Source organism: Bilifractor sp. LCP21S3_A7, assembly GCF_052118825.1.
Lineage (GTDB): Bacteria > Bacillota > Clostridia > Lachnospirales > Lachnospiraceae > Bilifractor.
In genome coordinates, this window is sequence record NZ_JBQKGL010000014.1 from 61937 (window position 1) to 82556 (window position 20620).

The window sequence follows — 20620 nt, forward strand, 5'->3', positions numbered from 1 at the left end:
TGGTATGTATTTAAAGAAGAAAAAGAAAATAAGGATGTTCATCACCTATATTTTATTGATAATAGCGTTGATTTGGACAATCTTTCCCTTGTATTGGATGATAAAATCCTCATTTACTGTTGATAATGAAATGTATGTTGCGAGACCTACATTATTTGGTTTTACTCCAACTGTAAGTCATTATATAGAACTTTTTAAAGAAGCCAAATTCCAAGTAAACCTATTAAACAGCTTAATTATTTCTGGAATAACCACTTTGATTGGATTGGGGATAAGCATTCTTGGATCATATTCAATGACCAGATTAAAATATCCGGGAAGAAAATTATTTAGCGCAAGTGTTATTATATCCTATTTGCTTCCAACGGCTGTTTTATTTATTCCAATGTATATTTTTGTGAGCGGATTGGGGTTAGGTGGTACAAAATGGGCGCTGTTAGTGATTTATCCAACATTCGTTGTTCCATATTGTTGCTATATGTTACGAAGCTATTTTAATTCAATTCCGTATGCTTTGGAGGAAGCTGCATTAATTGATGGTGCAACTAGAATGCAGACATTAAGATATATTGTTCTTCCTATAGCCCTTCCAGGAATAGCCGTTGTTGCCACATTTGCATTTACTATGTCTTGGAATGAATATTTATATGCAATGATTATGACAACCAGTATGAAACAGATGACAGCAACTGTCGCAATATCCAGTTGGAAATATGGCGATATTATCAATTGGGGAAGAATTCTTTCTGGCTGCGTCGTAGCTTCAGTACCAGTAACTATTATTTATATTCTTGCTCAAAGTCTATTAGTATCTGGAAATACTGACGGTAGCGTGAAATAAGACAATCAGGAGACCTGTTATGGAAAAGACATATGAAGAATTATTAGATCATGTAAATACAAATTCTAAGCCATCAGATCTTAGGATAACGGATATGCGGGTGTGCGATATTGTAGATGCACCTATGCATTGTACGATACTTAAGATTTATACTAACCAAGGCATAACCGGATATGGAGAAGTAAGAGATGGTGGATCAAGAAATTATGCGCTTGCATTAAAAAGTAGGATTATTGGAGAAAATCCATGCAATATTGATAAAATTTTTCGAAGAATTAAGCAGTTTGGTGGCCATGCCAGACAGGGAGGTGGAGTATGTGGCATTGAGCTCGCACTGTGGGATCTTGCAGGAAAAGCATATGGAATACCAGTATACCAGATGCTAGGAGGAAAGGTTCGGGAGAGCGTCAGAGTATATTGTGATACAGATGTAGAGGGAAAACATACTGGAAAACAAATGGGTATGGCTTTAAAAAAACGTCTTGAAATGGGATTTACATTCTGCAAGATGGATCTTGGAATAGATTTACTATTTGATGAACCCGGAGCTATCAGTGCACCATTGGGATTTGTGGAAGAGCTGAAAAATTCTGGAGATAACTATAACGCAATTCCAAGAAAATTAACCAGGGATGCATGGTGTCAGAGAAACAAATGGTATGATGTTCAAAATATTGCACATCCTTTTACGGGAGTACAAATCACTGAGCATGGTCTGGATATTCTGGAAAATTATGTAAAAGAAGTGCGAGATGTTATTGGCTTCGAAGTTCCATTAGCCATCGACCATTTAGGACACATTACGCCAGAAGCTTGTATAAAGTTAGCAAGAAGAATTGAGAAATACAATATTGCATGGATGGAGGATGTAATTCCCTGGCAGTATGCACATTTGTATAAAAAAATTTCTTCGGCAACATCTGTTCCTCTTTGTACAGGAGAAGACATATATTTGAAAGAGAATTTCAAACCATTACTTGAATCAGGAGGGATTTCCCTTATTCACCCAGATATTCTAACTGTAGGTGGAATAGGTGAATTAAAAAAGTTGGGAGATTTGGCTGAAGAATATGGCGTTGCTATGTGTATTCATATGGCAGAGACACCCATTTCAGCAATGGCAGCCGCTCATGTTGCAACTTCAACACAGAACTTTTTAGCACAGGAATTCCACTCTGTAGATGTACCATGGTGGAATGATATAGTGAAAAGCGGAGTAAAAGCACCAATTGTTGATAAAGGATTTATTCATGTTCCGGATTTACCTGGTTTAGGGATCGCAGAATTAAATGACGACGTACTAAAAGAACATCTTCATCCAGATTATCAGGATATGTGGGCGCCTACTGATGAATGGAATTATGAGTACTCACATGATCGTTGCTGGAGTTAATGGGGAGGTAGAAAGCAATGCATTTTAATGTAAAAGAAGATATTATCCAAATAACATCAAAATGGACAGGAGAGAGATTCCCAGATGGAAGACCCAAGGTGCCCAATGAGGATTTGGAAATATTGCGTTCTATGACGCTGGAGGAGATTTGGCAGCCCTTATACGAATCAGGTTATGTTAATCAGTTTGAATCACACTTTTTTAGAATGAAACAAAATACTAAACTTGTTGGTAGAGCTGTGACTGCTGCATATATTCCAGCAAGACCGGATCTGTTCGAAACAGTTGAAAATATTGGGCATTCCGAAGGAAGACGGGGAACACATAATTTATGGGTTGTTGATACGCTGGTAGAAGGAGATGTAATTGTTATTGATTTCTATGACAAGATTTTCCAAGGAACATTTGTTGGTGGAAATTTGTCTACTGCGATAGCTAACCGAACCAAAAATGGAGGAGCTGTAATATGGGGAGGAATTCGAGATATAGAGCAAATAGATAAGATTGACAACATTCAGATCTATTATAGAGGATATGATCCTACGCCAATAAAAGATTTTGTTATGAATGGTTTTAATACACCAGTGCGTATTGGTGGAGCTGTTTGTCTACCTGGTGATATCGTTTTCGCCTATAAAGAAGGGGTTATTTTTATTCCTGCACACATGGTTAGGCGAGTTATTGATGCCGCTGAAAAAACACACTGCAAAGACTTATTTGGCTTTGAAATGATAAAGAGAAATATTTATAATACGGCAGATATTGATGTTGACGTATGGCCAACCTCAGTTCTTGATAAACTCGTGGAATTTATTAATGTGGATGAAAGAGCAGTCAAATATAAAAATCTTGATTGGACAGAAGAATATAAAAAAGCAAAGGAATGTTACGGAGAATAACAGGTAGAACATTTTCTTTATAAAATCGCTTAATAAAATAGCGGAGGAGGAATCATATTGACTGAATTATTAACATTTGGAGAACCAATGGTGGTGTGGATTCCACACGAAATTGGAGATTTTTCCTCCGTAAAGAATTTTTCTAAAGGCGTAGCTGGTGCAGAACTAAATGTTGCAATTGGCGTAAGAAGATTAGGTCATTCTGCCACCTATTATACAAAATTGGGATCGGATTTTGCAGGTGACTACATTCTAAAAAAAATCAAAGATGAAGATATTGATTGGAAGCATATAAGCATCACAGAAGATTTTTTGACTGGAACATATTTTAAAACAAAGGTCGATGTTGGCGATCCAAGTGTATACTATATGCGAAAAAATTCTGCCGCATCCCATATTAGCATCAAAGAATTAGATACATTTTCTTTAAATGATTTTAAAATTTTGCATTTGACCGGTATAACAGCTGCGCTATCAGAAGAAACATTTAATGCATCGCTGTTTCTGATAGAAAAAATCCATAATAATAATATTCCATTGCAGATAATTTTTGATCCAAATATTCGAAAGAGTCTGTGGGATGATGAAGATAAAATGAGATATAAAATTAATCTCCTTGCTTCTAAGGCAGATTATTTTTTACCAGGAATAGCAGAAGGTAAGTTATTATGTGGAAAAGAATCCGCAGAAGAGATAGCAGAATATTATTTGGCTAATGGAGTGAGAAAAGCTGTAATCGTAAAATGCGGAGGCAACGGCGCATACTATAAAACTGCAACAGGGATTGGTGAACATGTTCCAGGATTTAAAGTAGATAACATTGTTGATACTGTCGGGGCTGGTGATGCTTTTGCGACAGGTATTATTACAGGACTCTTAGAACAAATGCGTATTTACGATGCTGTTGTTCGAGGTAATGCGTTGGGCGCAAAAATGTTAACAGTATTTGGCGATAATGAGGGTCTTCCATCTAAAAAGGAACTTGAGTGTTTCATACAAAACACCCCACAAATTGCCATACAGTGAATATTCTATTTGTAATATTATAAACTGGCAAAATTGAAATTAAAGAAGTATATCTCTCCAAACATCCTATATGATAAGTATTCAATGTTAGATTATAGATTTACTGTCATGATAATAGGAATGTTTGGCTAAGAAATTGGAAGTATAGTATGGATGATTTTTTTAAAACTTTTTATAAAATAGGTGTTATCCCTGTCGTTGCCACTCGAAATACCAGTAAGATGTCGATGCTATCAGATGCACTATATGATGGAGGACTACCATGTGCGGAAATTACTTTTCGTACTGAAGTTGCAGCTGACATCATTCAAATAATGATTAATCGGCATCCTGATATGCTGATTGGAGCAGGAACAGTTTTAACAACGGAACAAGTTGATCTGGCAATTAGTGCTGGAGCCAAATTCATTGTTAGCCCGGGTTTAAACCCTAAGACGGTAAAATATTGTCTAAAAAAAAATATTCCTGTGTTACCAGGGATTCAAACCCCTAGTGAAATTGAGCAGGCACTGGAATTGGGGCTGGATGTGGTAAAATTTTTTCCTGCAGAATTATCAGGGGGTATTGCCATGATAAATGCATTAGCAGCTCCTTACCATAATGTAAAATTCATTCCAACTGGAGGAATTAATTTTAGCAATATGGATGCATATTTAAAAAGCGAACATATTCTGGCTTGTGGTGGGAGTTGGATGGTAACCAACAATATTATTGAAAATGACACTTATAATGAAATGTATACAAATATAAAAAAAATATCTATGAATGTTAAAAAAATACGTAATGTATAAATCCTTTACAAAACACGTTTCTGCACAAATTCTGCAAACATATATGGATTTCTATATGTTTTGGCGGTAAGCGGTAAACCGCCAGTACCTTATTAAAAAATACAGCTGCCATTTCTGGCAGCTACAAGTTGCTAGTTAAGTTGTTTCCTGCATTCCGCCGGTAGATCCTGAGTAAGCGGTAAAACGTCAGTACCTGTCGACTTGAGCCGACTTTTGGGATAATAGATGATACCCCGTAAGCGGTAAAACGTCAGTACCTGTCAAACTCAGCTGACCTTTGGGATAATATGAGGCACATGATGAAAAGTTGGAAGAATCATGCGAGGCGTGTTTCTGAAATGCTGGATCCATCACGCGAAGACTTAATGACTATTGAAGAATCTGATGTTGAGGAACCTGATAGCAACGTCGATGATACTCATGTTATATGATGCACACGGCTTGTGGCAAATGCACACCCGTGTGCATTTCAACTACTAAATGGAAAGATTATTCATGCACACCCGTGTTCACACCAGAGCCAGGAAAATTGGAATAATTGTGTTTGTATCGATCTTATTCGGGCAACGGAAGCAGCTGGATACTATGCCGGGATCTACAGCTCCACCTATTCCGGCTTCCGCGACCGTCTGGATGATTCGAAGCTTACGGCATTCGCGCACTGGGTAGCTCAGTATGCTTCGAAGTGCACATATGGCGGAGCATATGGGATCTGGCAGTATTCGGCTTCCGGACGGGTAAATGGCATCAACGGCAACGCGGATCTGGATATCTCCTATCAGGACTATCCGTCCATCATCGAGTCTGGCGGATTTAACGGATATGCAAAAAAGGCAGCCGCACCGAAAGCCGGTTGCACCAGCCCAGTCGCATAAGACGGTGGATGAACTTGCCCGCGAGGTGCTCGCTGGGAAGTGGGGTGACGGTGATGATCGGAAGAATCGCATCACGACTGCTGGGTATGACTACGCTGCTGTGCAGACAAGAGTGAATGAGCTGCTCCATACACAGAGCAGACCACAGACCGTCTATTACACCATCCAGCGAGGAGATATGCTTTCGGCAATCGCGAGAAAGTACGGAACGAGCGTATCGGCCATTCAGAAGCTCAATACATCGTTGATTCGAAACGTCAATGTGATTCAAGCGGGATGGAAGATCAGGGTGAGGTAGATGGCTTGACAAAATCTGAAAATTTAGTAAGATAAAGATATAAAAGGGCGCCGCCGATAGACGGTTAGTTCTTGGGTTTGCATAAAAAATAGCCGTTACCTTTGGACTGGGGCGGCTATTTTTTATGCTTGAAATATCGCTCAATTGCGATTCCAATTCCAATACATGTAAAAGTGTATTCGATGAGAGTCATCAAATCTATTACATTCATGGGCATCCCTCCTTTCATAAAGTCAGGAGGGTGACATAAATGCCCTCCTGCATCAGGAGGACTAACCGCCTACCGTTTCTGGCAGCACACTGGCTCTGCTTTCACAGAACCTTTTCCACTATAACAAAAAATCAAATATTCAGCAACACAGATCCTCAGAGAAGAACAGCTCTCTGGGGATTTTTTCTTGCCATTCCTTCTTAAATAAGAGCAGAAATTCAAGGCATTCATTTCATTTTCTATATCATTCAGCGTTTCACTAACTCCCTTGATTTTATACTTTAGATTCTGCATCTGTGTTTCGAGGAGCGGTGAAGCGTTTTTTCTATTGTAAATAAGCTGCAGGGTCTCAAAATCCCGAACCAGTCGATTCTGGTAGGCTTTCATATTCTACGGTAGGTCTTGATGGTTTCACTGTTATAATTTGACACACGAAGCACATCATCATCCTTTACGCAGACATCCGCCGAAATAAGGTTCGCAGTATTTTCATGCCTTGGGATCGTTCGGCTGTCTACTTCCTGCGTGAAGAAGCCGTTATCAAGGAGTCTGCCCTGCTCATAGACATGCCCGGCAAGCACGTGTCCCAATTCGTGCCATGCAGCAAATCGAAGCCAGGTCCCTGTCAGTCTTTCGTTAATCCCAATTGCGGCAATCCCGCTGTACAAAGCAGGGTAGCCGGTGATGGTTTCCTTCAGCGGAATCCACAGGATATGATAATAATCCGCAAATTCTCTCGGATCATCCGTACCGGCCTTTATGATTTTCTGCCTTACGACAGAAAAGATGTCTTCTTCCAATGAACCCACCTCCCAAAATGTGGATTTCCATGTCCTACTGTTTCTCTCCAGAGGTGAGATTCACACTGAATTCACAATTGTATTGTCAATATCCCTGATTGCTCCCGATGACAATGGGGAATATGAAAACAATGGTAACACTCTAAGAATTGGAAGTGAATATCAAATTACGGATAGATGCTGCATTGTTGATCTGTTATAATCAAGTTGACAGATAATGCCTTTGCTCTCTATCGTTGAGAAAAACTACAATAAGAAACCTCAAAAGTTTACGGTGACAAATTTCAGATCCGTTATTGACAGTGGTTGGGTCAATTGTGAAGAAATAACAACGCTTGTGGGAATAACACCGGAGTATGGAGAAGCTATTAATGGATTTATAGAAGAGAAAAAGTAAAACATAGGGGACTGATTCATGTCTGAATCAAAATATCATCATCTTGTTCCAAGAACTTATATGAAGCCATGGTGTTATTCTGGTGATATAGTTTGGACATATGATAAAAAGACAGGAATCAGTAAAGATCATAACATTTATCATATTTTAGGAGAAAACTATTATCATTCAATAGTTGCTGGATCATTGGCTACAACGAAAAAAGATGCAGAGACGATATTTGCATCTATGCAGGGGATGACGGTAGAATGGGATGATGAAACTTATACTACGGCATCTGAGTTCAATGCTCATTTCTGGGCATATGATGAGTGGATTTTTAAGAATGCCGATGTATAATGGATTTTAAGAAGTAGTGAATATTCCTGTGCGATGGAAGCAACTGTCCGGCGATTGTAGAAGCATCATTACGGGATTAGAGAAGCACCCTTGAAGCAGCATGATTACTGTTCCTGGTAACAGGGTACGCTTATTAAGGCCTTGCCTTTCTTGCCGGTGCTTGTAGATTTGACAGGTACATCAGGCTCCATATCATCAGGCATCCGATTCCCGATTAACCGGAAGCGTGTTTCCCTAATTCCGGATAGATTCTAATGCGGGACTTGTAATCCTCACCGATTTTTAAAGGTTCAATTCCTCGCACGCCCGTGTCAAAAATTTCATTATTAACAAGAAACAATGAGTTGGAGTACAGATAATCATAGGAACTGGAATCAAGATTTTAAAAAAGTAAGAAGATATATATACTATAAGGCAAATACATTTGCATGGTCGAAACCTTATCCGGATTCAATTGAATCAATAGATACCGGATTAGAGGGTAGATTTAAATATTCCCCAAGGTTTAAAAAGAGTGAAGCCGATGTATTTATAGAACTTACTGGCCGAAGGGCTAAGGACTACAAGATTGCGGAAGCGACTACTAAAACAAAGCATATTCCTAGAAAAACAGTCTGGCACCATGTGTGGAATGAGATCAACGGCGAATATGAAATGCAGTTAGTCGATTATAATATTCATAAGTCTACTTATTCGCATGCCGGAGGTTGTAAACTATGGTTACTCCAGCATCCGAACAGTAAGAAGTATGCAAGAAAAGAAAGAGGCCAGAGCAATATAGAGATATCCGCAAGTGAGTATTTCATAAGTCAGAACATCAAATTAGAACCCGTGTATAATATCAGGTATAGAAGGAATTATTGTTTGAACTACGGAACAGCAAATTTATCTTCGGACTATCGAGATGTTGTATTGGATTATAAATTTCCAGAAACGGAGGTCCATTCCTTCATTAGAAAATATGCATTGAATGATGGAAGGAACCTCAGAATTAAGGAATGGGGATTAGATCCATATGGCAATATTATTTATCAAGATGGACGAGGATGTCTATATTTTTGTGATCATGAAGAAGGGAGCCTGACTCCACTTAATATTCGTGAAGTGCATGACAAATAGACAGAACGGAGACTCTGCCTTGCAATGTTATGTAGTTTTAGTGCCATCAGGATATTCGGTAAAGGAATATTCCGGGACAATATCCATCATGAGTCCGGTAACTGGAAATCAAGATTCCGTTAGAAGGGAAATAGGCTGATAAATTGTCCAATACCCCTATATAACTGTCAAGGCTGCAAGGTACTATTTGAAGATGGTCACAATTTTGTGGGACAGCCACAAGTGATAAATAGAATTTTTCTGGACCATGGAATGTACGAGAAGAGCGTTGAAAAGATGGACTGCATTCGAGCTTCAATAAAAAAACAGTAGTACCAGAAACAGGAACTGCTGAAGGAAATCGGAGCAAGCCCGCAATTCTACGACGAGATCATAAAATTCTTCACCGAAAAATCGGATTCAGACGGGGAATGAGGGTTAATGCAACTTTGAGTGTTAACTTATTCAGGAAGTTGACATATAGTTATGAAATGACTTAATTTTTCCGATTTGATAAGTTCTTATTCAATGGATGAAAAAGGGACGACATTAATTGATATAAAGTGTTTTCTGTGTAGTATGAATATATAAATTATTGGTAAATTCCACCTTTTCCCAATGAAGGTAATGGTATGTTCGGTATATCTTTTAATACATGGAGAGAGATATGCAATATGTATTTATCTCTTCCTCCGGGATCTACAAAAGCGTATTTACAATGGTTCCCATTTACAAAGCTTTCAGATCATGATAAAAAAGAATTATGTGAGGAGACTTTTTATAACAAATATATTTTTTCAGGTAGTTTTGTCTTATTTCCAGAGGTAATGAGGCACTCCGAAAATTATATTCAAAAGAGTGACGGAAGTTTTCGAAATTCAGTTTTGATATCACCATTGCTGTTTCTGATAATTCAAGCTATTGGGAAAGAGCTTTCGAAGCGATATATATCCAATCGGCCAAATAAAATAGAAGTCTACTATGCCGGAAATTATATTTATTCGCGTGCAAAGTATAAAAAGGATTATGATGATTTTTTTAAGTCCATCAATACTTGGTCAGAAACGTATCCATATTTTATTAAAACAGACATAACCAATTTTTTTGGCAATATCAATGTTAATAAATTGATTGCCAGAATTGATTTGGTTTGCAACAAGCAAAGACAAATATTTTCACAGACAGATCTTTTACTATTGAAAGAATTGCTTCTCTATTGTGGCGATGGATATTATCCACTAATTGAAAATAGTATAGCTTCTTCATATATGGCCACTATAATTTATCTTGATGAAGCGGATTGCAAACTTTATCGCCTTATTAGAGATAAAGCAGCAGATGTTATCGATTTCCGGATGATCAGATATGTAGATGATTTATATATTCTTTTTTCATCATCTAAAGATTACGATGATTTAAAGCGTACCTATAATGTAATAAAAAACAGTTATTCTTCTATACTCAAAGAATATGGCCTGTCTCTTAATGTCGGAAAATGTAAATTCGAGAAGAGTACTGAAATAAATGATGATCTAAAACGGTCTTTGTATGACGAATATGTTAATGGTATAGAACATGATTTAGAAGAACATTTTGCAGGTAGCCTAGAGGATTTTCTTAATGAGATATATAGCCACATTTGTGATCATGGAATTACTTATGAACAATATGATGATTTGCTTGAGCATTATTTTTCATCTTCAGAAATAGAGTTAACTGCTACTTCTGTGTACAATTATTTCGTTTATGAAAATCAAGGCGAGTTCAAGAAGCCAGAAGTTTCTGAGAAATTGGTCAAAATAATTAAGGAAGATATTTCCTTTTTGTCTATTGACCCTAAACGTTTATCTGTGATGGTAATGCAATGTGGTAATGACGACGCTGTAAGGGGAATGCTGAATCAACTTTTTATCCGATATAGGAATGGTGTTTGGAATTCTTATGATACAACTATAGCAATTGCGTACTTAATACAAAGCAAGTTTCAACATTTAGATTTGCTTAAAATAATTCATGAAAAGAATCCAAACTTATATGCTTATTATGAGTATTGCTGTAAAATAAGTTTTTTAAGCCAAGTAAGGGATCAAAAATGGAATAGATATGTCCTATGCGTACAAAATGATCAAAAAGCGATATTTTTATATTTTATGAGTTTGTGTGAAAAAAATCGTAATAATTATCTAGGCACTTATGCATATTATAAGAACTTCTTTGATCGTATTTCTGCAGATATGGCTTTTTTAAGAGGAATTGATAATGGAAAAAGACCGAATTATAAAAAATATTACAAAGAAGAAAATTTCAAGAAGATGTACGATGGAATCGCTAATTCTGAGTCAATATTACATAATGCGCACAATTTAAGAAACAGAAATCCTTTATCGCACGCTTCTGCCGAGCTTATCGATGCTAATACTTCAAGCAGTGATCTGACAAAAGCAGAATCAGATTTAGATTTTCTTATCAATCAGTATATTAAGTACAATTTAGTATAGCTAGCAACCAGATGATTTAGCATGATTCTGATCAGTTTGATTGTCCCTGATTTAGCGACAAAAGCGTTCTTTGATCCGAATCGCTGTGAAATCTATGACGAAGGCAATAGCAGTTACGATCCGGAAGATCCGGAAAGTTCTGAATATAGCTTTATTACCATTGTATTTATTTCCGATGTGCCTATCTATGTTTCATATACGATGAATGGCCCGGACGAGTACCATCTAATATCTGCACGGAAAACAGAGAAGCATGAGGTGAAAGAGTTTTATATTCAGGGTAAGGGGAGCTTTGGTTGAAAAATCAGATTCATTGTGACTGGAACTGTACATGAATAAGGGGGATATTAGAAAGCGTATCAGACAAGCAGGGGAGTAATAATAGTATCAATAAACAGGGGGTAACATTTATGAGTACAATCAAGTCTTTTTCTGTTGGAAACGGAGATATGTTTTATATCTACCATGATACGGAAAACTTCACAATAATCGATTGCGATTACGAAGACGAAGATCAAAGGGATAAATTATTTGAGCGTCTTAAGAATCTTTCTGATAAGAAGGATATTACGAGGTTCATATCGACACATCCAGATGAGGATCACATTCATGGACTTGATGAACTTGATGACAAGATCGGTATATTGAATTTTTATGTAGTGAAAAATGAAGCTGTAAAAAATGATGAAGAGACAGACGGCTTCAAACGGTACTGCGAATTAAGGGATGATTCAAAGAAAGCATTTTATGTCTATAAAGGTTGTTCGAGAAGATGGATGAATCGATCCGATAATGAGCGTGGAAGTTCAGGCATCAATTATCTATGGCCAGATACAGATAATGAAGATTTCAAAGAAGCCCTAGATGAAGTGAAAGAAGGAAGTGGATTTAATAATATCTCGCCAATCCTGACCTATTCGCAAAACGGCGGTGTTACGGCTATGTGGATGGGAGACATTGAGACCACGTTTCTTGATAAAATTAAGGATGAAGTTAAATGGCCTAAAGTAGACATCCTTTTTGCACCTCACCATGGCAGAAAATCTGGACATGTGAGCTCGGACGTTCTTGAACAGTTGAGCCCAAAAGTCATTGTGATTGGGGAGGCTCCTTCTAAGGATCTTGATTATTATCAGAGTTACAACACTATAAAACAGAATAGTGCCGGAGATATTACCTTTAAATGCAGTGATGGTTCAGTCAAGGTCTATGTTGAAAACTTTGATTACAATTATAGCATTGACGATTTTTACGATGATGGTTCGAGTGATATGTCGGATGCCAAATATCTCGGATCATTTGATGCTTATGCTGCAGAATAAATTTTATGGAAGAAATATTTAAGAACTTATTTGAAAAGATATCATCATACGATCTTTTGAACAATTTCATCCCTGGTGCGGTCTTTGTAGTCTTAGCTGATAGATTTACTACATGGAATTTGATGGATCACAGCATTTGTGTCAATATAGTGATTTTCTATGTAGCAGGTTTGATTATAAGCCGTATAGGATCATTGATTATCGAACCAATCTTAAGACATGAACCTAAAGGATATGACAAGAATGTAAAACCAAAGAAACCATTTGTGAATTTCGCTCCTTATTATGATCTCCAGGATGCCGAGAAGATAGATCCTAAAATTGATACTTTATCGATGACAAATAATGTTTACAGAACATTCATTTCCCTTTGCTTGTGTTTAGCGGTCACAATCATTTTGAATGCCATATTCCCCAAGTTTTGGACATACGCACTGAGTCGTGTGATTGGCTGCGGTTCATTAATGATACTGTTCATCTTCTCTTATAGGAAACAAACGGACTATATTAGAAGAAGAGTGTATAAAGCTCTTGGGAAAAAAGATTCTGAGGAATGAACTTTTACAAACACATTAATCGAAAGAGGAATGCTTTGAATGTCGAAAGAACTCACCGATGAGGCAAGAAATAAGGCTGGTAAGGCGCAGATGCAGCAGTATCTCGGAAGTCAGTATCCAGAATGGCATCTTGTTGCGATTGAATCAATTAAGAAGCTGATCCTGAATGGAAATAATTTCTATGCGGATCTTGTCACAGATGATGGTCCACTTTCGGATATCGCAACAACGGACAACATCAATAAGGAGATCCGAACAGGCTGGCTTTATGAAGCGGTGTCACATGCAGAACAATCTATTGAGGATTTGTTCTCGTTGTTGATGTGCGCACAGTCGCCGGATTATTTCGCAAGAGATGTAGTCGTCTATCAGGCGGGCAAGGTTAAGAATTATATATGGGATTTTAAGACAGATGACCTTGAGTATGTACTGGAGCAGTTCCATCTACCATATTTCGATTTGGATGATCCCTGGGAAAATGAAGATGTTTTCAATGCCTATAAAGAATCTGTCCTTATGCTGCAGGAGTATACGAAGGAACTGATTGTTTTTCACAAACATTATTATCAGGATTATTGTCAATACAAGCATGGCATGGCAGTTTCTCTGAGATATGGAAATCCTAATCCAGATAAATTAACTGAAGGTGCGTTTAAGACATTTGATTCCTATACAGTAGGAACAAGGATGAAACAGACGAAATCTGCGCCTGCTCTTTGTTTTGACATTGTGCCTGAGACACAGCCGTATCTTGGAGCCCTACATGATGAAAAGAATTTGCTTCATTATAGTCTCCATGCAGCGGATATTTATAAGTTCGAAGAGATCACACAAAAGGCATTACTATTATTGCTACCACTCAGGATGAATCTTATAGAGATGAGTAAATGGGATGGCACAGAAAAGGTACAGCTTATCGCTTTTCCAAATAAGAAGAAAAGTAAAATAATGCGAATTGGATTTCCGTGTGAATGATTAGGGAATATGGCAGAAAATAAGCAACATACCAAGCGGCAGCATTATGTCCCTAGAACGTATTTGAAAGCTTGGGAAGCCAAAGTTTCAAAATTGGCAGATCCTACTGCGCTTTTTGATGGGATTAATGTATTCGATGGTTCATCAGAGAATGGTGATGGAAGAACACGGGATTCTATTCTGTGGATGCCAAATTTGTATACAGTTAATTTTGAGGATGTTTATTTTTTATATAACTCGTGTCCAAAGATTAGAAATTATTTTGTCGAATCTGTTTGGGCTTTAATGGAAGAGAACAGAGTTTATGCATATTTGAAACCATATGTTCTTATCAAGAAAAAAGATAGCGTCAAAAAACATCTTTGCAGCATTAGTGATTGGGAATTTCATAATAACAGTGATGATTCTCTTGCATCCGGTCGTGCATTTCGCAATCAGGTTAATAGGTTAAAATGCTATCTGCTTGAAGATTCATTTAATAACTTCTTTGAAAATGACTGGGAGAAGACAAGAGATACTTTTATTAAGGAAGTAAATAATGCAGCTTTGAATTAAAAAGTACTGGAGATTATGTCATATCATATTCTGCTGCTGAACGAATGTTATCATTTGCTTTTATGATGATATGTAGAAATCCATGTTTTGATTTGAAAGGGCTACTTCCAAACATTAAAAACAATGTATTGATTCCGGCTCTGGTAGATGGAACTGATAATTACGATCTGCCAGAGAATATCAAAAAAGTGATCAAGAGCGAATTCCGAAATAATATTGATCAATTAATAAGATGCCTTTGGATTTCAAATTTATATAGGATTTTCTTTAAGAAATCTAAAGGATTTTACAGTGCACTACTCCGTTTTGCCAAGGGATTGTATGGTAATAAGGGATTTCAGATGATTTTGTATAAAAGGGATGACAATACAACATATTTTATAACATCTGATAATCCTGCTGTAGAATACCACAATGCAGTTACGCTGCAAAATTATAATGGTATATATTTTCCGCTTTCGCCTGATTATCTGTTATTGATTTGTTCTGGAGATGCTGGAATTGATCATGTTGCCTATAGAAGTGCGAATGATGAAATTGTAAGGAAATTCAATTACATAATTTGTTCAAAGAGGAATAAGGATATTTTGGCAAGACAAAAAAAGATAGACGAGATTTTGCCATAATGAATATTCCGGTGCGTCGAAAGCGCCTGTCCGGTCTCTTGGAAATCATCAGTACGGTCAATGGAAATCATGTGAATATTGCGGGGCGGCAGAGCCGCCTGTCCGGCGTGGCGAGAGCCACCTGTCCGGACTGACGGAGCCACCCCAACTTGCATTACGTTGTTACTTGGCTTGTACGTGATCCAATCCGTAGACTTCTCTCATAGAAATGTCTTTGGTAGGATCAGCACTCTCGATGTCGATCTTATAGGAGTCGTAGAAAATACGATCCATAATCGCATCGGCAAGAGTGCTCTCGCCGCCACAGATCTGCTGATACCATTCTGACTCCCGGAATTGAGAGCAGATGATCGTGGAAGATTTCTTCCGCCGTTTATGGATCAGCTCAAACAGGTTCCTTGCCTCTGGCTCCGTGAGTTTCAGAAGCAGCCATTCATCGATGATCAGCAGAACCGGCTTGGTGTATTTCTTCAGAACGGACGGAAAGTTCCCGGCATCACGTGCCGCCTGCAGGTCAAGGAGCAGATCCGGAAGGCGGACATACTGTACTGTGTAATACTGTTTGCAGACTTCCATACCGAAAGCACAGGCCATGTAGGTTTTACCGCTTCCGGTTGCGCCGATGATGAAGATATTGCGATACTCTGTGATGTATTCGCAGTTCGCCATCCGCTCGAGCAGGGATTTGTTGAGCTTCCTGCCAGAATGGTAATCGATTGCCGCGACAGAAGCATCCGGCTGCTCGAAGTCTGCCTTACGTATCAGGCGTTTTAACCGGTTGTTTTTCCTGCTGGTGTATTCAACATCGACCAGCATGCCGAAACGATCATCAAAAGGGACATCCTTCATAGAGGAATCGTCCTTCTGTATGCGGAACGCGTCGGCCATAGCGGTGAGTTGCATTTCAATCAACTTGTTAATAGTGCTTTCGTTGGTCATGATCTGTTACCTCCGTAGTATCTGGCGCCTCTGGTTATGCCGCGCGGTTTTCCTTCTTCATCAGATGGCAAAGCATCCGGTTCCTGCTTCATAGCAGTGATGAGATTTTTGATACTTTTGTAGCTGGGTTTTCCACTGTAGGACAATGCACGCTCACAGGCCTTTTCAAGCCGCTGGGAAGTATGCTTGTCCGCCAGCCTCAGCAGACCCATACAGCTCCTGTATGATTGCAGTTCGACCCGGCCGGAGGTAAGGATTGCATCAACCGCCTTTCGTGTGTTTGGTCCGATCTGATCCGCCCATCTGCGGAATCGGTCGCCGTTCCACTCCAGATATTTCTGGTGATCATCGGGCATGTGCTCTGTGACCGTGGAATACAGGCCGTTCCTGCCGTGAAGACGGCGATGGGAAGCGATCCGATCGTGATGATAAAAAGCTTCAATTGTTGTGTCTGTCACCCGCACATCGACCTTATCTTTGATATACTGATGAGGCACCAAGTAGTACATACCGTCTACTGCGATGTGATAGTTGAACTGTACGGTGGCGATTTTCCATTCGGCCAGTTCAAAGGGTGTGGCAGGCAAAGGTGCCAGTAATGACTGTTCTTCCCCAAGAAACAGGCTGCGCCTGCGAGGTTCTTCGTCTGCCTGCCGACATTCCTCGCAGTATTCGATCCACAGAAGCTTTTTGGTGACACCGTTCCGCAAGAGTTCTTTGCGGATGTAGTCATAATCGGGAAGACGTCTGTCTGTCACCGACTTGTCGCTCGGGAACAGAAGCTTCTCGAGCGCACCGTCGGTCATGCTGAAATCGAGAGGCCATGAGATGTCCATCTCATTTGCCTTATCGATCACGCGCCTGACCGTGTTGCGTGAAACACTGCAGCTGCGTGCAATGTTTCGGTCGCTGAATCCCAGGCTCTTGAGCCGAAGGATCTCACGATACTTGGTCATAATGGTGACCCTCCTTTATCTGTAGTCACGCTGAAGCGTGCACAAACAGTATAAAGGAATGTACGATACGGGAGCCGTCAGAGTGGCTCCGAAACTCCGGAATCAGTGGCCCTCATTCTCCGGAATGGTGGCTCTCAAACTCCAGACAGGTGGATCCGGAGGAACCGGAATAATCATTTGAATTATAAGCATAGTAGTGGAGATACAAAAACAATGGAGGAGAAGGAAGTTAAAAATTCAACACTTGCATCATATGCGGTGATGAAATCACTTTCAGATAGTAAGCAATACAAGAATAGCTATGAAATCTTGGCTGATTTTATACGTTACATTATTGTTAGCAAAAACCTACATAGTTTTTCTATCTCTGATATAAGTGAAGCCTTACGTTTAGAATTTGGGTTTGATAATATTCCTAGTCAGGCAATAAAGACTTCGATTAAGCAGATAAAAGAATGTGAACGAAGAAATAAGGAGTATATACTTCCACAAGGAATATCATATGAAGAGGAGGAGTTTAAAAGAGCGAAAGCGGCCTCAAATCAGAAAAGTCAGGACATAATGCAAAAACTGTTTGAGTTTGCTTCTGCGCAAAACCCAGAAAGTCCTGTATGGTATGAGGAATTAGAAGAAGCATTTATACAATATTTGCTTGATGATTCGGCAACAGTAAGCCATAAGTATTCAGATATCATTAGTAAATTTATTCTTAAGATAAATGATGATCAAGGTATTAAAACAAAAATAGAAGAGATCCGTGAAGGAAGCATCCTTTTTTGCGGATTGGCTTATAACATTAGCGATTTAGGAAGTATACATTCCGATTTAACACTTTTCTTAGATACAGAAGTCCTTTTTAATATTGCTGGTTATAATGGAGCATTATATCAAAGTATTGCAAACGATTTTCTAAATCAGGTAGAAGCAGCAAATTTAAAGAAAAGGCATATAAAACTACGATTTTTTGGGGAAGTACAAAGTGAAATAATTGGCTTTTTTACATCTGCGGAAAATATAATGCGAGGGTATGGTGAACTTGTTAATTCTACGGCTATGAAATCCATTCTTAATGGATGTGAAACACCAAGTGACGTAATTGATAAACAAGCAGATTTTTTTGATAAACTTAAGTATCAGTATGGAATCATTCCGGATGAGAAGAATTCCTACTATGAAGAGGGAGATATTGCTTATAATGACGAAATGATACCTGATGGATTTTCTAAGGATGAAAAATCCTTTGAAGCTGTTAAATTTATAAATCATATCAATAAGCTGAGACGAGGAGAAAAATCGACTGACTATACTCGTTGTGGTTATCTATTGATAACGGAAACGAGACGTATTCAGGAAATTTCGAATGCTATGAGGCAGAATACGCATGAATGTGGATGTGCACTCCCCATGAGTGTGATAACCAATATTCTTTGGTTTAAAATTGGCGCAGGCTTTAGTAAGAAAGAATATCCGTTAAATGTTGACGCAAGTTATAAGGCTAAGAGAATACTTTCCGGAGAGCTTTTCAATAATATTACTCGTTATTACGACAAAACTAAGCGCGAATTTAAAGCTGGAAATATAGGGAAAGATCAACTTGCAAGCAGGATTGTGCTTTTGCGAGATAAAAGCTTAATGCCAGATGAACTTACGAATGATAATGTAGATGAACTTTTGGATTTTAGTAAGGAATATATTGATAGTTATGAGGAAGGAATAAAGCTTAATAAAGCTAAAACAGAAGAACAAAAGAAAATAATAGAAAGCCTAGAACAAAAGGATCGTGCGAAAGATAATGAAAACGCGGAACTTCGGAGTAAGCTTTCTAAGGCTGAAAAAGAAAGGGATGCACATTTAACTACTTCACAAGAGCAGCTCAAAACAATTCGACAGCAAGCACAAGAATTAAATCGTTATAAAGAGAATGAAGAACTAGAGAAAAAAAGGAAAGAACATCATAAAGCTATATTTAAACTTATATGGAACATTATTTGGAAAGCACTTGTCGTCATTTTAATTGGATTATGTTCTCACTGGATCTGTGAAAGATACAATACCGACTTTGCAACTGTTTTATCGCTGATTTTCAGTGCAATTGGACTCGTACCAATGATGATAGGCTTTTTCAAGAAAGACCTTAAAGAGTACAAGGAAATGTACAAAGAAGACAATTCTGTTGAGGACACAGACAGTTGATTTTCACACTCCGTCTCCTCGTTTTCTCCTTCTTCATTATCCTAGGTTTTCATATTTCTGTGCGTTCTATCAAGGGGAGAGCTACCATCAGTGTGATCTATGATTGGTGCTGATATTTTACACTTTCTTGATTCGTGTGAAGATCATAGTCGATGTGGCTGCTAGTGACTACGGCCACGCAATCACCACACAGAGAAGTTTGGGAGAAAGCATCTGGCAATTACTGAAATCAATTTTCGGTATGGATTCCTCCGGTCATTTGGCATCGGTCGGCTAACTACCAGGAATCCGATGGCTGAAATTGAATTTGCGATACAATCTTGACACTATCCTTGAATTTATTTAAGGCTCTGTGTAGATCATCAAAATTGAAGTATGAGAATTGGAATGATGACATGTTTACAAGGGCGTTTAGATATATCTTAAAATGAAAGCTATGGATGATGTGGTGGCCGTTTATCCGATCCACATGAACCCAGCTGTACGGAATGTAGCCGATGAAGTGTTCGGAGAAGGTGAGAATAGAGACCAGAGAATTCGGATTATTGAACCGCTAGACGTTCTTGACTTCCATAACTATATGCATCACAGCTATTTGATTCTTACGGATTCCGGTGGAATTCAAGAAGAGAGACCGAGCCTTGGACAACCGGGTCTTGTTATGCGAGATACAACGGAACGACCGGAAGGTATTAGGGCCGGAACACTGAAGCTTGTCGGTACGGATGAAGAAACGATTTATAAAGAGTTCACAAGGCTGCTAGGTGATGAAAACGCGTATGAAAAGATGGCGCACGCGGCCAATCCCTATGGAGATGGACATGCCAGCAAGAGAATAGCCGATGTGTAGGGATTCGGAGAGATGAGAACGCTGAATATACGGATCCGGAGTAATAGGATGTCTGAGAAGGTGAACATTCCCCCCCCAGGCCGTCCGAAAACCTTGATTTTCTGTGGCCTGACAACCAATTCTGGCATAAAATATGCCCATTTTTCATGCACATTGAAAGCTGAATAAAGTACACAGTTTC

The 20620-nt window shown here is 38.6% G+C and carries 21 protein-coding genes and 1 pseudogene; 19 read left to right on the top strand and 3 right to left on the bottom strand.

Annotation, left to right across the window (positions count from 1 at the left end):
- Window positions 1–4 precede the first annotated feature (4 nt).
- The 7 genes from ACTQ1O_RS12250 to ACTQ1O_RS12280 all read left to right on the top strand — a co-directional run bounded on the left by ACTQ1O_RS12250 (window position 5) and on the right by ACTQ1O_RS12280 (window position 6123).
- A complete protein-coding gene (locus tag ACTQ1O_RS12250) occupies window positions 5–841 on the top strand; it encodes a carbohydrate ABC transporter permease (RefSeq protein ID WP_441487500.1) in 837 nt (278 codons plus the stop codon).
- A gap of 19 nt (window positions 842–860) precedes the next feature.
- On the top strand, window positions 861–2234 hold the full coding sequence (locus tag ACTQ1O_RS12255; RefSeq protein WP_441487501.1) for a mandelate racemase/muconate lactonizing enzyme family protein: 1374 nt from the start codon (window positions 861–863) through the stop codon (window positions 2232–2234).
- Window positions 2235–2251: 17 nt separating this feature from the next.
- Window positions 2252–3133 carry an RraA family protein gene (locus tag ACTQ1O_RS12260; protein ID WP_441487502.1) on the top strand — a complete coding sequence of 294 codons (882 nt, stop codon included), beginning with the start codon at window positions 2252–2254 and terminating at the stop codon, window positions 3131–3133.
- Between the two features lie 57 nt (window positions 3134–3190).
- Window positions 3191–4159 (top strand): sugar kinase, encoded by a 969-nt coding sequence (locus ACTQ1O_RS12265; RefSeq protein WP_441487503.1) that lies wholly within the window; start codon window positions 3191–3193, stop codon window positions 4157–4159.
- A 149-nt stretch (window positions 4160–4308) separates the two neighbouring features.
- Window positions 4309–4950: a bifunctional 4-hydroxy-2-oxoglutarate aldolase/2-dehydro-3-deoxy-phosphogluconate aldolase gene (eda, locus tag ACTQ1O_RS12270; RefSeq protein WP_441487504.1), complete on the top strand. Its 642-nt coding sequence runs from the start codon at window positions 4309–4311 to the stop codon at window positions 4948–4950.
- A gap of 443 nt (window positions 4951–5393) precedes the next feature.
- Window positions 5394–5825: a GH25 family lysozyme gene (locus ACTQ1O_RS12275; RefSeq protein WP_441487505.1), complete on the top strand. Its 432-nt coding sequence runs from the start codon at window positions 5394–5396 to the stop codon at window positions 5823–5825.
- 4 nt (window positions 5826–5829) lie between these two features.
- The gene (locus tag ACTQ1O_RS12280) at window positions 5830–6123 is read left to right on the top strand and encodes a LysM peptidoglycan-binding domain-containing protein (protein WP_441487506.1); all 294 of its coding nucleotides are present in this window, start codon (window positions 5830–5832) and stop codon (window positions 6121–6123) included.
- Window positions 6124–6717: 594 nt separating this feature from the next.
- Here ACTQ1O_RS12280 and ACTQ1O_RS12285 read toward each other — a convergent pair.
- Window positions 6718–7134, bottom strand: a complete 417-nt coding sequence (locus tag ACTQ1O_RS12285; protein WP_441487507.1) for an ImmA/IrrE family metallo-endopeptidase — start codon at window positions 7132–7134, stop codon at window positions 6718–6720.
- Between the two features lie 415 nt (window positions 7135–7549).
- Between ACTQ1O_RS12285 and ACTQ1O_RS12290 the strand changes: the two genes are divergently transcribed.
- From ACTQ1O_RS12290 to ACTQ1O_RS12335, 10 genes are all read left to right on the top strand, one after another.
- Window positions 7550–7870 carry a DUF4238 domain-containing protein gene (locus ACTQ1O_RS12290; protein ID WP_441487508.1) on the top strand — a complete coding sequence of 107 codons (321 nt, stop codon included), beginning with the start codon at window positions 7550–7552 and terminating at the stop codon, window positions 7868–7870.
- A 339-nt stretch (window positions 7871–8209) separates the two neighbouring features.
- Complete coding sequence (locus tag ACTQ1O_RS12295) at window positions 8210–8989, top strand: HNH endonuclease (protein ID WP_441487509.1); 780 nt, start codon at window positions 8210–8212, stop codon at window positions 8987–8989.
- 611 nt (window positions 8990–9600) lie between these two features.
- Window positions 9601–11466: an AbiA family abortive infection protein gene (locus tag ACTQ1O_RS12300; RefSeq protein WP_441487510.1), complete on the top strand. Its 1866-nt coding sequence runs from the start codon at window positions 9601–9603 to the stop codon at window positions 11464–11466.
- A 21-nt stretch (window positions 11467–11487) separates the two neighbouring features.
- The gene (locus tag ACTQ1O_RS12305; RefSeq protein WP_441487511.1) at window positions 11488–11766 is read left to right on the top strand and encodes a BrnT family toxin; all 279 of its coding nucleotides are present in this window, start codon (window positions 11488–11490) and stop codon (window positions 11764–11766) included.
- Window positions 11767–11876: 110 nt separating this feature from the next.
- Window positions 11877–12788 carry an MBL fold metallo-hydrolase gene (locus ACTQ1O_RS12310; RefSeq protein ID WP_441487512.1) on the top strand — a complete coding sequence of 304 codons (912 nt, stop codon included), beginning with the start codon at window positions 11877–11879 and terminating at the stop codon, window positions 12786–12788.
- A 5-nt stretch (window positions 12789–12793) separates the two neighbouring features.
- Window positions 12794–13345: a hypothetical protein gene (locus ACTQ1O_RS12315; RefSeq protein WP_441487513.1), complete on the top strand. Its 552-nt coding sequence runs from the start codon at window positions 12794–12796 to the stop codon at window positions 13343–13345.
- Window positions 13346–13384: 39 nt separating this feature from the next.
- A complete protein-coding gene (locus ACTQ1O_RS12320) occupies window positions 13385–14320 on the top strand; it encodes a hypothetical protein (RefSeq protein WP_441487514.1) in 936 nt (311 codons plus the stop codon).
- A 9-nt stretch (window positions 14321–14329) separates the two neighbouring features.
- The gene (locus ACTQ1O_RS12325; protein ID WP_441487515.1) at window positions 14330–14875 is read left to right on the top strand and encodes a DUF4238 domain-containing protein; all 546 of its coding nucleotides are present in this window, start codon (window positions 14330–14332) and stop codon (window positions 14873–14875) included.
- A 20-nt stretch (window positions 14876–14895) separates the two neighbouring features.
- A complete protein-coding gene (locus tag ACTQ1O_RS12330; protein WP_441487523.1) occupies window positions 14896–15501 on the top strand; it encodes a DUF4238 domain-containing protein in 606 nt (201 codons plus the stop codon).
- Window positions 15501–15635: a hypothetical protein gene (locus tag ACTQ1O_RS12335; RefSeq protein ID WP_441487516.1), complete on the top strand. Its 135-nt coding sequence runs from the start codon at window positions 15501–15503 to the stop codon at window positions 15633–15635. The genes ACTQ1O_RS12330 and ACTQ1O_RS12335 overlap by 1 nt, the downstream gene beginning before the upstream one ends.
- Window positions 15636–15663: 28 nt before the next feature.
- Here the strand turns inward: ACTQ1O_RS12335 and ACTQ1O_RS12340 are convergent, their stop codons facing one another.
- Together ACTQ1O_RS12340 and ACTQ1O_RS12345 are read right to left on the bottom strand one after the other, a co-directional pair.
- A complete protein-coding gene (locus ACTQ1O_RS12340) occupies window positions 15664–16440 on the bottom strand; it encodes an ATP-binding protein (RefSeq protein WP_441487517.1) in 777 nt (258 codons plus the stop codon).
- A complete protein-coding gene (locus ACTQ1O_RS12345) occupies window positions 16437–17396 on the bottom strand; it encodes a Mu transposase domain-containing protein (RefSeq protein WP_441487518.1) in 960 nt (319 codons plus the stop codon). The genes ACTQ1O_RS12340 and ACTQ1O_RS12345 overlap by 4 nt, the downstream gene beginning before the upstream one ends.
- Window positions 17397–17609: 213 nt before the next feature.
- Between ACTQ1O_RS12345 and ACTQ1O_RS12350 the strand changes: the two genes are divergently transcribed.
- On the top strand, window positions 17610–19589 hold the full coding sequence (locus ACTQ1O_RS12350) for a hypothetical protein (protein ID WP_441487519.1): 1980 nt from the start codon (window positions 17610–17612) through the stop codon (window positions 19587–19589).
- A 439-nt stretch (window positions 19590–20028) separates the two neighbouring features.
- Window positions 20029–20439: pseudogene (locus ACTQ1O_RS12355) on the top strand (UDP-N-acetylglucosamine 2-epimerase); the annotation flags it as partial.
- Between the last annotated feature and the right edge of the window lie 181 nt (window positions 20440–20620).

Bases quoted from the DNA above. Each gene is read 5' to 3' on its own strand.
- ACTQ1O_RS12335 (WP_441487516.1), top strand. From the start codon at position 15,501: ATGAATATTCCGGTGCGTCGAAAGCGCCTGTCCGGTCTCTTGGAAATC.
- eda (WP_441487504.1), top strand. From the start codon at position 4,309: ATGGATGATTTTTTTAAAACTTTTTATAAAATAGGTGTTATCCCTGTC.
- ACTQ1O_RS12315 (WP_441487513.1), top strand. From the start codon at position 12,794: ATGGAAGAAATATTTAAGAACTTATTTGAAAAGATATCATCATACGAT.
- ACTQ1O_RS12325 (WP_441487515.1), top strand. From the start codon at position 14,330: ATGGCAGAAAATAAGCAACATACCAAGCGGCAGCATTATGTCCCTAGA.
- ACTQ1O_RS12320 (WP_441487514.1), top strand. From the start codon at position 13,385: ATGTCGAAAGAACTCACCGATGAGGCAAGAAATAAGGCTGGTAAGGCG.
- ACTQ1O_RS12260 (WP_441487502.1), top strand. From the start codon at position 2,252: ATGCATTTTAATGTAAAAGAAGATATTATCCAAATAACATCAAAATGG.
- ACTQ1O_RS12305 (WP_441487511.1), top strand. From the start codon at position 11,488: ATGATTCTGATCAGTTTGATTGTCCCTGATTTAGCGACAAAAGCGTTC.
- ACTQ1O_RS12290 (WP_441487508.1), top strand. From the start codon at position 7,550: ATGTCTGAATCAAAATATCATCATCTTGTTCCAAGAACTTATATGAAG.
- ACTQ1O_RS12345 (WP_441487518.1), bottom strand. From the start codon at position 17,396: ATGACCAAGTATCGTGAGATCCTTCGGCTCAAGAGCCTGGGATTCAGC.
- ACTQ1O_RS12310 (WP_441487512.1), top strand. From the start codon at position 11,877: ATGAGTACAATCAAGTCTTTTTCTGTTGGAAACGGAGATATGTTTTAT.
- ACTQ1O_RS12350 (WP_441487519.1), top strand. From the start codon at position 17,610: ATGGAGGAGAAGGAAGTTAAAAATTCAACACTTGCATCATATGCGGTG.
- ACTQ1O_RS12340 (WP_441487517.1), bottom strand. From the start codon at position 16,440: ATGACCAACGAAAGCACTATTAACAAGTTGATTGAAATGCAACTCACC.
- ACTQ1O_RS12295 (WP_441487509.1), top strand. From the start codon at position 8,210: ATGAGTTGGAGTACAGATAATCATAGGAACTGGAATCAAGATTTTAAA.
- ACTQ1O_RS12300 (WP_441487510.1), top strand. From the start codon at position 9,601: ATGTTCGGTATATCTTTTAATACATGGAGAGAGATATGCAATATGTAT.
- ACTQ1O_RS12255 (WP_441487501.1), top strand. From the start codon at position 861: ATGGAAAAGACATATGAAGAATTATTAGATCATGTAAATACAAATTCT.
- ACTQ1O_RS12250 (WP_441487500.1), top strand. From the start codon at position 5: ATGTATTTAAAGAAGAAAAAGAAAATAAGGATGTTCATCACCTATATT.